The sequence below is a fragment of the Altibacter sp. HG106 genome (assembly GCF_028561755.1).
Lineage (GTDB): Bacteria > Bacteroidota > Bacteroidia > Flavobacteriales > Flavobacteriaceae > DFVG01.
The window spans coordinates 440414-453944 of the sequence record NZ_JAQQTD010000001.1 but is presented as its reverse complement, the minus strand read 5'-3'; the positions used below and the strand labels follow the sequence as shown (position 1 = coordinate 453944).

The following is a 13531-nucleotide window of genomic DNA, read 5'->3' as shown; positions in this document are numbered from 1 at the left end:
CAGGCGAACCCAAACCTGTCTAGTTTAGTGGGTAACCAGATCGTTTTGGTTTCTAAAGACCAGTTCATCATTAAAATTGTCGATTAATATGATGCTTTCGGTCGTTATTTTTCCCGCAAGTATTTCTTTGGAAAGTTGGTTGAGTACTTCCCGCTGAATCACTCGCTTCACAGGTCTCGCTCCATATTGCGGATCGAACCCTTTTTCGGCTAAGTAGGCAATTGCCTCATCGGTAGCGTCTAAGGTGATTCCCTGTTTGGACAACATTTTAGTGACATTCCGAAGCTGTAATTGTACGACCGCCGTGATATCTTCTTTCGACAGCGGCGTGAACATCACTATATCGTCAATTCGGTTCAAAAATTCCGGTCGAACGCTCTGCTTTAGTAGGCCTAATACTTCCTGTTTTGCACCTTCCATCGCGGTATCAGGGTCTTTGATCGTTTCAAATTTTTCCTGAATAATAGCGCTTCCCATATTACTTGTCATGATAATGATGGTATTCTTGAAATCTGCCAGCCGCCCTTTGTTATCGGTCAGTCGCCCTTCATCCAATACCTGTAGCAAAATGTTAAAGGTATCCGGATGCGCTTTTTCGATCTCGTCTAAAAGAACTACCGAATAAGGGCGTCTTCGAACGGCCTCCGTTAGTTGTCCGCCCTCATCATAGCCAACATATCCTGGAGGAGCTCCTACAAGCCGACTCACGCTGTGTCGCTCCTGGTATTCACTCATGTCGATCCGGGTCATGGCATTTTCATCATCAAATAAATAGGCAGCTAACGCTTTTGCCAATTCGGTCTTACCGACTCCCGTTGTTCCTAAAAATAGAAACGATCCAATTGGCTTTTTCTCGTCCTGCAGTCCGGCGCGACTTCTTCGGATGGCATCACTTACAGCGATAATCGCTTCGTCTTGGCCTACTACACGTTTGTGTAGTTCGGTTTCAAGGGTTAGCAGTTTCTCGCGTTCACTTTGAAGCATTTTCGTCACTGGAATGCCTGTCCATTTAGCCACGACTTCTGCAATGTCTTCGTTGGTAACCTCCTCTTTTATCAAGGTGTTTCCATCTTGGTTTTCGGCGAGTTGCGTTTCCATGGAAGCCAGTGTCTCTTGTGCCTCCTTAATTTTTCCGTACCGCAACTCAGCCACTTTTCCGAAGTTTCCTTCACGCTCGGCGCGTTCTGCTTCGAGTTTCAATTCTTCAATTAGCTGTTTGGTTTGCTGCACACGGTCCACTACTTCTTTCTCGCTTTGCCATCGCGCATTCAATTCGTTGCGTGATTCCTTTAAGTTAGCCAGATCTGCACGAAGTGACTTCAGCTTAACTTCATCTTTTTCGCGTTTAATAGCTTCTATTTCTATTTCCAGTTGCATTATCTTACGATCCAGCACATCGAGTTCTTCTGGTTTCGAATTAATTTCCATTCGCAACTTCGAAGCAGCCTCATCCATCAGGTCGATGGCCTTATCAGGCAAAAACCGATTGGTGATGTAACGTTGCGACAGTTCTACCGCCGCGATGATCGCCTCATCCTTAATTCGTACTTTATGATGCGTTTCATACTTTTCTTTGATACCGCGTAAAATAGAGATAGCACTTTCCGTATCCGGTTCATTTACCACTACCTTCTGGAAACGTCGTTCTAATGCCTTATCCTTCTCAAAGTATTTTTGATACTCATCTAAGGTGGTGGCCCCGATAGCACGTAATTCTCCCCGGGCCAAAGCGGGCTTTAATATGTTTGCGGCATCCATGGCGCCTTGTCCGCCACCCGCACCCACAAGGGTATGGATCTCATCAATAAATAAGACAATGTCGCCATCACTTCCGGTCACTTCTTTGATAACAGCTTTAAGCCGCTCTTCAAACTCACCCTTAAATTTCGCTCCCGCAATGAGGGCTCCCATATCTAGCGAAAATATTTCTTTCGACTTCAAGTTATCAGGAACGTCGCCATCTACAATACGGTGTGCTAAGCCTTCTGCTATTGCCGTTTTACCCGTTCCGGGTTCACCCACCAACATAGGGTTGTTTTTGGTTCTGCGGGAGAGAATCTGAAGTATTCTTCGTATTTCTTCATCTCTTCCAATAACCGGATCCAATTTCCCGTCGCGGGCAAGTTGATTTAGGTTTCTGGCATATTTCGAAAGCGCGTTGTAGGTTTCTTCGGCATTTTGGGAGGTAACTCGATCTCCTTTTCGTAATTCCTCAATAGCAGCGATCAGTGCTTTTTCAGTAACACCTTGATCTTTTAAACTCTGAGCGACGCTGCTCTTAGATTTCAGAATAGCTAGCAGTAAGTGTTCGACACTCACGAACTCGTCATTCATTTTTTTAGCTTGAATGCCTGCTTCTGAAATCGTTTTTCCAGCTTCACGTGAGAGCATTATATCGCCGCCACTCACTTTCGGAAAACTCTCTAATTGTTTCTCTAAAATTTTGGAGATCAGGTCTACGTTCACTTCAAGCTTTTTGAGCAAAAAGGGTGTGACATTTTCATCTACCTCCAAAATACCTTTCAGCAAATGCTCATTCTCAATTTGCTGATGTTCTGAAGCCTGTGCTAGTTGCTGAGCACGCTGCACCGCTTCCTGTGATTTTATAGTGAAATTATTGAAATTCATATCGTTTCTTTTTCACTTACCCAGTCAATTTTCAGACCATCTTAAAGATAAGACAAAGTGTCTGCAAATCACTGGTTTTAACAGTCATTATGACGTACATTAACGAATATTTAGCGGTCATTCTGACGCGGGTTACATGTGCCGCCAGCGGAAGAAAAGGATTTAGGATTTCCTTGAGAGAAAAATTCGTGATTAGCTGTATTTTTACAGAAATTATAATAGATATGGGACTATTCAACTTTTTAAATAAATCGCAGCGGGATGTCGCCAAAGAAGAGATCGTAGAAACCCCGTGGCATGTGCTTTCAGAAACCGAACAAATAGACCAACTTTTGCAGGAATCGGAGCAGCAGCCGGTTGCCATTTTCAAGCATTCTACCCGATGTGGCATTAGCAGAATGGTGTACAAGCAATTTGAAAAGGCTTATACGTTGACAGACGAGCAAGCCAAGCTCTATTATTTAGATTTGTTGAATCACCGTGATGTCTCCAATGGGGTTTCGGAAATATTGCAAGTTCCACATGAGAGTCCGCAATTGATCATCCTCAAGAACCGAGAGGTGGTACATCAAAGTTCGCATCACAGTATCGATGCTACAGCGCTGCAGCCGTACCTGTCTTAATCAAACGCGCCATTGGTAAGTTGCTCCCGCAGTTGTTCCTTCAATTGATACCCAGTATCCAAAAGCAGTTGCTCTTCGGAAGGAAAAGGAATAAAACGACCGGAAATAAACTGTAAATCTTCTTGGGTGAGGGCTCGTTCATCTCCCCGAAATCGGGCAAATCGATTGTCAAATACAAATTCACTTCCTATAGGATATTGATCTATTTGTTGTTGTCGTAATAGATCTCTAAAAATCAAAGTACCTCCCAAACGCGCCACTTTTTGTTGTTGGGTATAGGTAACGCTGGCGCGAACGGTAATTCGGCGCTCGTCACGTATCGGGTTTCCAAGACTGTCGCGAACAATATTTCCGTTTCGATCAAGTCGATCTACATAGCCGTCTACCACCTGCCTGGCCCGTCGAAACGTTTCCTCTGAAAGTTGATCTGGTGAAACCCATAATTCTCGTAATCGCAACTCAACGGCATACGTATAATTGGTATTTGAGACTGCATTTTCGTGAAATACCGTCCAAAAAGTATCGAGTCCGTAGGTATTCATATCGAGAAGTTCTCGCTCCAAACGGTACGGCAAAAAGGCACCACTCTGATTCGACAAGGAAACGATCACATAATCGGTTCCGAAGGCACGTGCCTCATCGCGAAGGTGTCGCGTCTCTTTGTAATTTGGCGCGAGCTCTTCAATTTCACAAAATATATGATATGCCGTGCGGTAATCGGAAATAGATTGCAGCTCAAAATAATACAAAGCCTCCGAATATAAATAGGCTATATAGGCCTGCCGCGCGTCCTCGAGCTCCTGAGAGTAATCCACAACTTTAAAGTCCAAATTTCTCCCTTCCGTAGCGCTATAGAGCGGTAGTAGGGGTCTAATTTCTCGTTGCCTGGCGTCGAGATCGAGATAGGTATAATAAATTTCTCTACTAAAAACGGGAGTGTCGGCTAACGTAAGTTTGGCCAATTGCCGCTGATCTTCTGCTACCGCATGCTGATAGGCTTTTTCTAACAATAGCTTCTGCGCCTCGCTGCGGTCGGAGGTTGGGTCTTTCTGAAGCTTTTTTACGGCCAGTTCGATGGCTTGGTCATAGGCCCCGCGAGCCACCATTTTCTGGGTGCGTTTTACACTGCTACATCCTGCGAAAAGGAGGATGACGATTACGAAAAAGTAGTTTGCTTTCATACTAAAATCTCCTTTGGTTCTATGAAGAGATTTTCAATAGCTGTGCCAAACTACAGATCCCGAGCAGGAAGTACTTTTCCGCTACAATCACCAAAACCTATTCGTACCGATTCATTTTGGCAATATCCACGAAGAATAACAGTGTCATGATCGTTGATGAATTTACGTTGAGAACCGTCGTTCAAAGTAAGTGGTTTGGTTCCCTTCCAGCTCAGCTCTAGCATAGAACCGTAACTGTCTGGCGTGGGTCCCGAGATGGTTCCGCTTCCCATCATATCACCACTGCGAACGTTACAACCATTTACAGTATGGTGAGCAAGCTGTTGGGCCATCGACCAATACATGTACTTAAAATTGGAATTGGCTACGATGGTTTCTTCACCATCTTCGGGTTGAATAATGGCTTGCAAGTGTATGTCGTAATTTTTCTTCCCTTTGTGTTGCAGATAGGGTAGCGGCGTTGGCTCTTGTTTCGGGCCTTCCACTTTAAAAGGATGTAAGGCATCGAGTGTAACGATCCAGGGCGAAATGGTAGAGGCAAAGCTCTTTCCTAAAAATGGCCCTAGCGGTACATATTCCCAAGCCTGAATATCACGAGCGCTCCAATCGTTAAATAAAACAAGTCCGAAGATATTCTCTTCCGCTTCATCAATGGGCACACGTTTTCCCAAATCGTTAGTAGCCGTGGTAATAAAGGCCATCTCCAATTCGAAGTCCAATAGCTTGCAGGGGCCAAATCCGGGCGTTCCGTCTTCACCGGGCTTCATTTGCCCAACAGGTCGTTTGATAGGGGTTCCTGAAGGAACTATGGATGAACTTCTTCCGTGGTATCCAATAGGGATGTGCAGCCAATTGGGCAAGAGCGCATTTTCCGGATCGCGAAATAGCGAGCCTACGTTGGTAGCGTGCTCTTTACTCGCATAAAAATCGGTATAGTCTCCTACATCTACGGGCAACTGCATTTCAATTTCGTCCATTGAGAATAATACTTCTTTACGATGTTCCTCATTATCGCGAAGGGTTGGATTATCTTCGAGAAATAGATCCGAAATCCGATTCCGGACCAGGCGCCATGTTTTGCGTCCATCGGCGATGAAGTCGTTCAAGCTGTCCTGTAAAAAAATATCGTCGGTAAGGTCAATTCCTTCAAAATAGCCCAGTTGGTGTAAGGCCCCCAGATCAATGGCGGTATCTCCAATACGCGTGCCAATGGTAATGATGTCATCACGTGTTAGAAACACTCCGAAGGGAATGTTTTGAATAGGGAAATCACTTTCTGCCGGAACAGGAAGCCACGTTTTTCTTGAAGGGTCGTTTGCAGTTAAGGGCATGATTGTTTTTTTGTTGGTAAAAATGTTAATCAAATATAGGATTTCTTCTGTAGTAACCTTAAGGATTTACTATTTTTGGATTTTATTAACGATTCGGAAAAAATGATAGCACGCGACCACCAAATTTTTGAGCTTATTGAAGCAGAAAAAGAACGCCAACTCAATGGATTAGAACTAATTGCTTCTGAAAATTTTGTGAGTCCGCAGGTCATGGAAGCTGCGGGTTCTGTTCTTACTAATAAGTACGCCGAAGGCTATCCCGGAAAACGCTACTACGGAGGGTGCGAAGTGGTAGATGAAGTAGAGCAGATCGCGATCGATCGGGCGAAAACGCTGTTTGGGGCCGAATACGCCAATGTGCAGCCGCATAGTGGTTCTCAAGCCAACACGGCCGTTTTTGCCGCCTGCTTGAATCCCGGAGACACCTTTCTAGGGTTCGACTTGTCGCATGGCGGACACCTGACGCACGGTTCTCCGGTGAATTTTTCAGGAAAGCTGTACCGTCCCGTCTTTTACGGGGTGGATGCTCAAACGGGTTTGCTAGACTACGATGCTATTGAGGCGATTGCCTTGCGCGAAAAACCGAAAATGATTATTGCGGGAGCATCTGCATATTCACGTGAAATTGATTATGAGAAATTTCGGATAATAGCCGATAAAGTAGGTGCGATATTGATGGCAGACATCGCGCATCCGGCTGGGCTCATTGCCAAAGGAATTATCGCAGATCCTATTCCGCATTGTCATGTAGTCACCACCACCACGCATAAAACCTTGCGCGGACCTCGTGGCGGATTGATTTTAATGGGGAAGGATTTCGAAAACCCATTTGGGCAAACGCTAAAAAGCGGAAAACCAAAAATGATGTCTTCCTTACTCAATAGCGGTATTTTTCCCGGCAATCAGGGCGGACCCTTAGAGCATATCATTGCGGCGAAGGCGATCGCTTTCGGCGAAGCCCTAACCGACGACTTTTTACATTATATGGTACAGGTAAAGAAAAATGCTGCGGTAATGGCTGAGGCCTTTGTGGAGAAAGACTACAAGATCATTTCCGGAGGTACCGACAACCATATGATGTTGATCGATCTTCGGAATAAAAACATCTCCGGAAAAGAAGCAGAAGAAGCCTTAGGGAAAGCAGAGATCACCGTTAATAAGAACATGGTGCCGTTTGATGATAAATCTCCCTTCGTGACTAGCGGTATTCGCATAGGAACCGCTGCGGTGACGACACGCGGATTGAAAGAAAACGATATGAAGCACATCGTGGCGCTAATCGATGAAGTAATTGAGAATCATGAGGATGATGCTCGTCTCGAGGCGGTGGCTGAAAAAGTGAATGGCATGATGGAAGGAAAGCCGTTGTTTGCAAACGAGGGCTAGACAGTTAATGTTAATTACGCCCTGCCTGGAAGGGAAGTAATAGACAATTTTGTATTTTTAGAACACTAAAAATACAACCATGACAAGATACTACGTACTCACTATTCTTACTCTTTTTATTGTCTTCGGAAGCACTGCACAAGAACGAAGCCTTCCTATCGACACGACTGTTGTTACCACGCATTCGGCAACCATAAATGGAACCAATGTAAATTATACGGCCACCACCGGAACACAACCGGTTTGGGACGACATGGGGGAGCCCATCGCCAGTTTGTTCTACACTTATTATAAACGTACCAATGGAAAAGCGAATACCGAGCGTCCTTTATTGATATCCTTCAACGGAGGTCCGGGATCGGCTTCCGTTTGGATGCACATTGCGTATACCGGTCCAAAGGTTCTGAAAATAGATGAAGAAGGATACCCGGTTCAACCCTATGGAATTCAAGACAATCCCTATTCGGTATTGGATGTGGCCGACATTGTGTTTATCAATCCGGCGAACACTGGCTATTCCCGTACCATTCCTGCCAACGGTAAGGACGTAGATCGAAAGAAGTTCTTCGGAATCAATGCCGATATTGAATATCTGGCCGAATGGTTAACTACCTTTATGTCGCGTCACAATCGTTGGAGTTCACCGAAATACCTCATAGGTGAAAGCTACGGAGGAACACGCGTGGCTGGTCTTGCTTTAGAACTTCAGGAAGCGCAGTGGATGTACTTAAACGGTGTCATTATGGTGTCTCCGGCCGATTACAAGGTGTTTGAAAGTGATCCCGCAGTCTCTTCGGCATTAAACCTTCCCTACTTTGCGGCGGCTGCCTGGTTTCACGAAATGCTTCCCTCGCGACTTCAGCAAAAGGACTTAACCGAAATGTTGCCCGAAGTGGAGCAGTATGCGGTTAATACGTTGATGCCGGCACTAGCCAAAGGTGGTTTTATTGGTGAAACAGAAAAAAATCAAGTCGCCGATAAGATGGCTGAGTATACCGGACTCTCAAAGAAGGTGATCTTGCAAAATAATCTAGACATACCCACGCGCTTTTTCTGGAAAGAACTACGTCGCGATCGCGATGGCTATACTATCGGACGTTTGGATTCTCGGTATTTGGGAATCGATAAGACCGATGCCGGAGATGGACCCGATTACAGCGCCGAGCTTACCTCCTGGTTACACTCCTTTACGCCGGCGATCAATTATTACATTCGCGAACATCTCAATTTTAAAACCGACATTAAGTACAATATGTTTGGCCCTGTGCATCCCTGGGACCGTACAAATAATAATGTGCGTGATGGTTTGCGCAAGGCCATGGCAGAGAACCCCTATTTGAATGTTATGTTTCAATCTGGGTACTACGATGGAGCGACGACATATTTCAATGCTAAATATACCATGTGGAATATCGACCCTAGCGGGAAGATGAAAGATCGATTAAGCTTTAAAGGATATCGCAGCGGTCATATGATGTATTTGCGCAGAGCCGATCTGGAGAGCGCCAATAACGACCTCCGTGCGTTTATTAACAACACCCAAGCCAAGGGGAAATCGGCTAAGTACTAACTGACTTATCGATTTCGAATCACCTCTAAGAAATTGGCGCGACGATTTCTGGAAACCGGTATTTTATGTTCTCGAATGAGCAGGTAGCCTTCGTTCAGGTATTTATCGATATGATGCAGGTTGACCAGATGCGATTTATGTACCAGAAAGAACTCCTGCTGATCGAACATTTTGGCAAAATGACCAATATTTTGAGAGCTTAGAATAGGCTTTCGATTGGTGAAGTGCAGTTGGGTATAGCCGTCTTTCCCTTCGCAGTGAAGTATGTCGCCAATCGCCAAAAATTCGAGACCGTCTTGGGTAGGCACGACCACCTTTTTATTCTGAAATTTGGTGATCTGCAAATTATCGATCAAGGCTCGATTCTTTTGTAAAGCTGTTTTTTCTGAAATATTCTCACGGGCTTTTTGCACGGCAGCCATGAGTTCATCGTTATCTATTGGTTTTACGAGGTATCCAATGGCACAGTGCTTAATAGCTTCCACGGCGTATTGATCGAATCCAGTGGCAAAAATCAACTCAAAGGTGGGTTCTTCGATGGTCTGAAGCACATCGAAACCACTCATTTCGGGCATGGCGACATCCAGAAATACGAGATCGGGTTGATGCGTGGCTAGAAGTTTTTTAGCCTGTGTGGGGTCTTGGGTGCTCCCAACAACGGTTACGTCTTTGCAAAATCGCTCTAGTTTATTTTGGAGGATGGCAATCGATTTTGGTTCATCGTCTATGAGAAATGCTTTGATCATGCTGGAATGGGTTTTATCGTTAGGGTTACCTGAGTGCCATTTTCTTCGGAAGCATTCGCCAGATCAATCGCCTTATAGGTAATATCCCAGTTGTTAGATTCTTTCAATAATTGTAACCGCTCTTGTAGAACCTGAGAAGAATTAGAGCGATGGGAACTGTTGCTTTGCTGATATATTTTCTTAGAAGCATTCATGCCAATTCCATCATCTGAGACAGTCACTTTTAGTCCGTTCTTCCCTTTCAAGGCAGTGAATTGAATCTTAATTTTGCCTAATCCTTTTTTATGGAACACCCCGTGATTCACGGCGTTTTCTACCAACGGTTGTAAGAGCATGGACGGTAAGAAAAGTTCCTGGTCATCCAGGGTGGGGTCTATTTCAATATGATATTGAAGTTTTTCCTCAAACCGAAGCTTTTCGATGTCAAGATAGTTTTGAAGCAAGTCGGCTTCTTCGGCAAGAGTAACTTCCTGCTTACGAGAATATTCAAAGTACTGACGGATTAGTTTAGAAAAGGTAGAAAGGTATTTTTCGGATTTATCAACATCGTTCTGCTGCACGTAGTAAAGGATAGCATTTAGGCTGTTATGCACAAAATGCGGATTTAATTGGGCGCGCAGTGCTTTCAGTTCTGTCTGAAACATGCGTTTTTGGTATTCGAGTTCCAGCGTGGCCTTTTCTTTGATCAATTGATTCTTCTTATTCAGAAATACCGCGAACAGAAATACCAGGGCGAGCATGATGCCAATCGCCACAAAGGTAAGCAGTACGTAGGTATCTATTGTTTCGGCGAGCATAAGAGGCCTTTAGCGATGAGCGCGTATTGAAATATGTTTAAGATGGTTATGGCGAACTGAAAATGAACCGGATTAAAGTCGGAAAGCCTTAGCAGCGCCATTAAAGGTAACACTCCAATGTAGTAAATCAGCAATCCGGTACAAATCCAAAAAGCTTGAATTTTGTGGAAGTGTATGGACTCTTTGGCATTTAATAAGCTGTAAAAATACGCGATGACAAAAATTAAAATCAAAACGGAACCCGAATAAAGAGTGAGGTATAGAAATTCTTGCAACGGATTTGCCACAGTCAGATTATATACGGTCATGATAATAAAACCACCTGAAAACCACAAGACGAAAGTATTGCGCAGATGGGTATAGAACCAGTAGAAAAAGAAGAGAAAGCTGAAGATCGTAAAAAAGTTATATACGGGAAGGTTGCTGATGTCAAATCCTCTTCGCAAGATATTGGCCGTGGCTTCTGTAAGTAAGACGAACCCCAAATAATAAACAAAATGGCGTTGCAATCCCTCACGGTTGATACGGCGACGATAAACCGCAGTACCAAAGGCAAAGCATTGCACGCCATAAAGTATTATTTGAAGGGCCAGAATCATGGATTACAGTTAATGTCACCACCGTTATTTCCGATGTCACCATGGTCTTTAAGCAGCTCTGTCATCACAAATGTATTCCCGCCCGATTCGTAGGTGGGCGCAAAAAACACCGTATTGACCCTAACTCCGTTGGGTCCGTCTGTTTCTGCAAAATACACCCGAAACCCAAGATTGGTGTAGCTGCTGTCTTTGGCAACTTCTTCTATCTTACAGAAGTAATCTTGCATTTCTTTAAAGTCGAAGGTCACATCGCCGGTGGCTCCGGGATTCGAACTGAGGTAGGTTTCGTTCATTTCTACCGCAATAGAACAATCAATGAGCCCTGTAGGTTCATCGGCGTCGTTACAACAGCAGGATTGCAATAGAAACAAACAAATGAGGCATGCGCTAGTTAAGATGTAATTTTTCATATTGTTGGTTTTTAATCTTTTAAAGATAGAATTAATTCTCGGCAGTTCTTCTCGTGTAGGATACTACCCACAGGGTATGCTTTCGAACGCGTGTATCGCGATTCACCTAACGTGAAAAAAAGATTCCACTCAAAATCGAGTGGAATCCCTTATTACTGATAGTTATTCTTTAATAAACTTCTTACTAATGATACTATCATTCATCTTGAGGTGAATAAAATATAAGCCTGAAGTAAGGTGCTCAATGTTCGCTTCGGAATAAGGAGCGCTTAGTTGCTGCACTTGCTTTCCATTCACATCAACAATCGTGGCAGCCTGAATGCTGGAGGCATTGTTATTAGTGATATGAAGTACTTCTTTGGCCGGATTAGGATATACCATCACTTCCGAAGCTACCGCAGACGTTCTCATTTCGAGTACGTTCTCACTATTTTCAGAAGGTAAAGAAGCTTTATCCCCGAACACACTACCATACGTTCCTAGCCAGGATCGAATCCAGTCTTTTTGCGCTTGGGTAAGACCTTCCTCAACACCCATAGGGGCTTGATTGTTGTAGATCACCTGATAGGTAAACCCATCGTCGGTACAATCTTCGCAACAACTAGGTGTCGTCATTCCCACTAGATACAAGGTGTTTTGTTGAAACGGAAACGGAAGAAAGTTTGTGGTTAGATTCCACGGTGTCGTTCCGGAAGTGGAAGGGTTAAACAGGCTGTAACCAGTATTATTTCCCCATCCAAAAGGTTCAGAAAAATCAATCACAAAAGAACCTCCGCTGGCACTATCTAAAGTAATAACGTACCAGTACCAAGGCTCCTGGCAAATATCTGGGTTGTATGGAAGCACGTCATCGGCGGTGCTAATGGTATTTAAAGAACCGGTTACTTGTTGTGGATTCCCCTGATGTTGCACAGTAATGCTGAGGTTGGGATCCACCAATTCCTGTACCGAGATATCATCAATGGCCAAATCATTACCATCGCCCAAGCCATCTTCTGCAAGTCGGATGCGAATTGCAGTACGCTGATCGCCCCGGAAACAGAAGCTTTCCATTTGCCAGTCACATGGATCGGAAGGATCGGTATTGACCGTGAGCGTTTGTGTATACCCGCTACTCGTTTCAATGGTTAGTTGTGGTAAAATATCGAAGGTACACTGCGGAAGGTTTTTGAAGTTTGCGCAGAAGCGATATTCTTTTTCAGGATCGAGGGTCACGCTCTGTCTCCAGATCACGCTACTGCTTCCAGCCGCTTGCGTGGTTCTACCATTTACAAGTAAGAATTGATCGTTATTTGGGTAGGCAACTGGATCGGCACAGAACGAATGATCGGTAACCGTAGTACCAAAGGCGGCAGCCGAATTGGTAACATCATACTGTCCGGGTAGGGTTGCGGCGTTTTGCGTATAGCTACTTGCAAAGCCCGTATTACCAAATTCAAAGTTTCCGTTGTTTACGAGGTTTTCGCTTTCATCGCAGCAAAAGGCGCCATCGGGCGTAGGCTCTGGTTCGCCCCCAACGGTGGCGTCACACTTTTCACTAATACAGATATTATCAATACCCCAGCGTTCATCGCCACCGGCTACGTCAACGCCAAAAGCTAAAGACCCCACGTTTTGTACCAGCGTATCCCAGTCGGCTGCATTTCCGGTATTCACGGTCCATTGACCATCGGCGTTACCAGGTAATACACCTCCGCTACTCAGTGCAATGGGGGCGCAGATACGCACCCAACCTTGACTAACATCAATAGGCGTTGTTAGCGTAAAGACCGCTGAAACAGTAGAACTGCCCGGATCGGGACCGTTATAGATACGGAGGCTATTGTATCCGGTAATGGTTCCGGTGGCAATAAAGAAAACACGCAAGTCGAAGCAAAAACAGCCCTCTTCTTGAGGTACCATAGTAAGCCAGTTTCCGGAATAGTCAACATCATTAAAGGCAACCGTTCCGCCATTTCCGCAGGAACCATCATCCAAAAATAAATAGAAGTCACCAGAGCCACCTTGACTATTGACGTCGGTGTATTGTAAGGCGTCAATATTTTGAGCCCCCCAATTGTCGAGCATACCGGGTTGATACACTCCTGTACAAGCATTCCCCACGGGAGCCGTTGAGGAGGGATTGCTGAAATCTTCACAAAAAGATTGCGAAAATGTGGCGGTTGTTACGAGGGTGGTACAACACAGCACCAGCCATCGAAAAATAGTAATTGAATTCATAATGAGAGAAATTTATGGTTAACAGCACAAATCTCTCATT

At 44.6% G+C, this 13531-nt stretch carries 11 protein-coding genes; 3 read left to right on the top strand and 8 right to left on the bottom strand.

Annotated features, from left to right (window positions below):
* Positions 1–24 precede the first annotated feature (24 nt).
* Positions 25–2628 (bottom strand): ATP-dependent chaperone ClpB, encoded by a 2604-nt coding sequence (gene clpB, locus PO830_RS02155; protein WP_272851888.1) that lies wholly within the window; start codon positions 2626–2628, stop codon positions 25–27.
* A gap of 89 nt (positions 2629–2717) precedes the next feature.
* Here clpB and ytxJ point away from each other — a divergent pair, with 89 nt between their 5' ends.
* Positions 2718–3251, top strand: coding sequence for a bacillithiol system redox-active protein YtxJ (gene ytxJ, locus PO830_RS02150; protein WP_336375857.1), 534 nt, complete (start codon positions 2718–2720; stop codon positions 3249–3251).
* Here ytxJ and PO830_RS02145 read toward each other — a convergent pair.
* Both PO830_RS02145 and fahA read right to left on the bottom strand, forming a co-directional pair.
* Positions 3248–4432 (bottom strand): hypothetical protein, encoded by a 1185-nt coding sequence (locus PO830_RS02145; RefSeq protein ID WP_272851887.1) that lies wholly within the window; start codon positions 4430–4432, stop codon positions 3248–3250. The two genes, ytxJ and PO830_RS02145, sit on opposite strands and share 4 nt — an antisense overlap.
* A gap of 50 nt (positions 4433–4482) precedes the next feature.
* Entirely contained in the window at positions 4483–5763 is a 1281-nt protein-coding gene (gene fahA / locus PO830_RS02140; RefSeq protein ID WP_272851886.1) for a fumarylacetoacetase, read from the bottom strand.
* A 105-nt stretch (positions 5764–5868) separates the two neighbouring features.
* Between fahA and glyA the strand changes: the two genes are divergently transcribed.
* On the top strand, positions 5869–7149 hold the full coding sequence (glyA, locus tag PO830_RS02135) for a serine hydroxymethyltransferase (RefSeq protein ID WP_272852016.1): 1281 nt from the start codon (positions 5869–5871) through the stop codon (positions 7147–7149).
* Positions 7150–7228: 79 nt separating this feature from the next.
* The gene (locus PO830_RS02130; RefSeq protein WP_272851885.1) at positions 7229–8719 is read left to right on the top strand and encodes a S10 family peptidase; all 1491 of its coding nucleotides are present in this window, start codon (positions 7229–7231) and stop codon (positions 8717–8719) included.
* A gap of 5 nt (positions 8720–8724) precedes the next feature.
* Here the strand turns inward: PO830_RS02130 and PO830_RS02125 are convergent, their stop codons facing one another.
* The 5 genes from PO830_RS02125 to PO830_RS02105 all read right to left on the bottom strand — a co-directional run bounded on the left by PO830_RS02125 (position 8725) and on the right by PO830_RS02105 (position 13491).
* A complete protein-coding gene (locus PO830_RS02125; protein WP_272851884.1) occupies positions 8725–9465 on the bottom strand; it encodes a LytR/AlgR family response regulator transcription factor in 741 nt (246 codons plus the stop codon).
* Positions 9462–10262, bottom strand: a complete 801-nt coding sequence (locus PO830_RS02120; RefSeq protein ID WP_272851883.1) for a sensor histidine kinase — start codon at positions 10260–10262, stop codon at positions 9462–9464. Before PO830_RS02120 ends, PO830_RS02125 begins: the two co-directional genes overlap by 4 nt.
* Positions 10244–10861: a hypothetical protein gene (locus PO830_RS02115; protein ID WP_272851882.1), complete on the bottom strand. Its 618-nt coding sequence runs from the start codon at positions 10859–10861 to the stop codon at positions 10244–10246. The genes PO830_RS02120 and PO830_RS02115 overlap by 19 nt, the downstream gene beginning before the upstream one ends.
* A complete protein-coding gene (locus PO830_RS02110) occupies positions 10858–11271 on the bottom strand; it encodes a hypothetical protein (protein ID WP_272851881.1) in 414 nt (137 codons plus the stop codon). Before PO830_RS02110 ends, PO830_RS02115 begins: the two co-directional genes overlap by 4 nt.
* A gap of 162 nt (positions 11272–11433) precedes the next feature.
* Positions 11434–13491, bottom strand: coding sequence for a T9SS type A sorting domain-containing protein (locus PO830_RS02105; RefSeq protein WP_272851880.1), 2058 nt, complete (start codon positions 13489–13491; stop codon positions 11434–11436).
* Between the last annotated feature and the right edge of the window lie 40 nt (positions 13492–13531).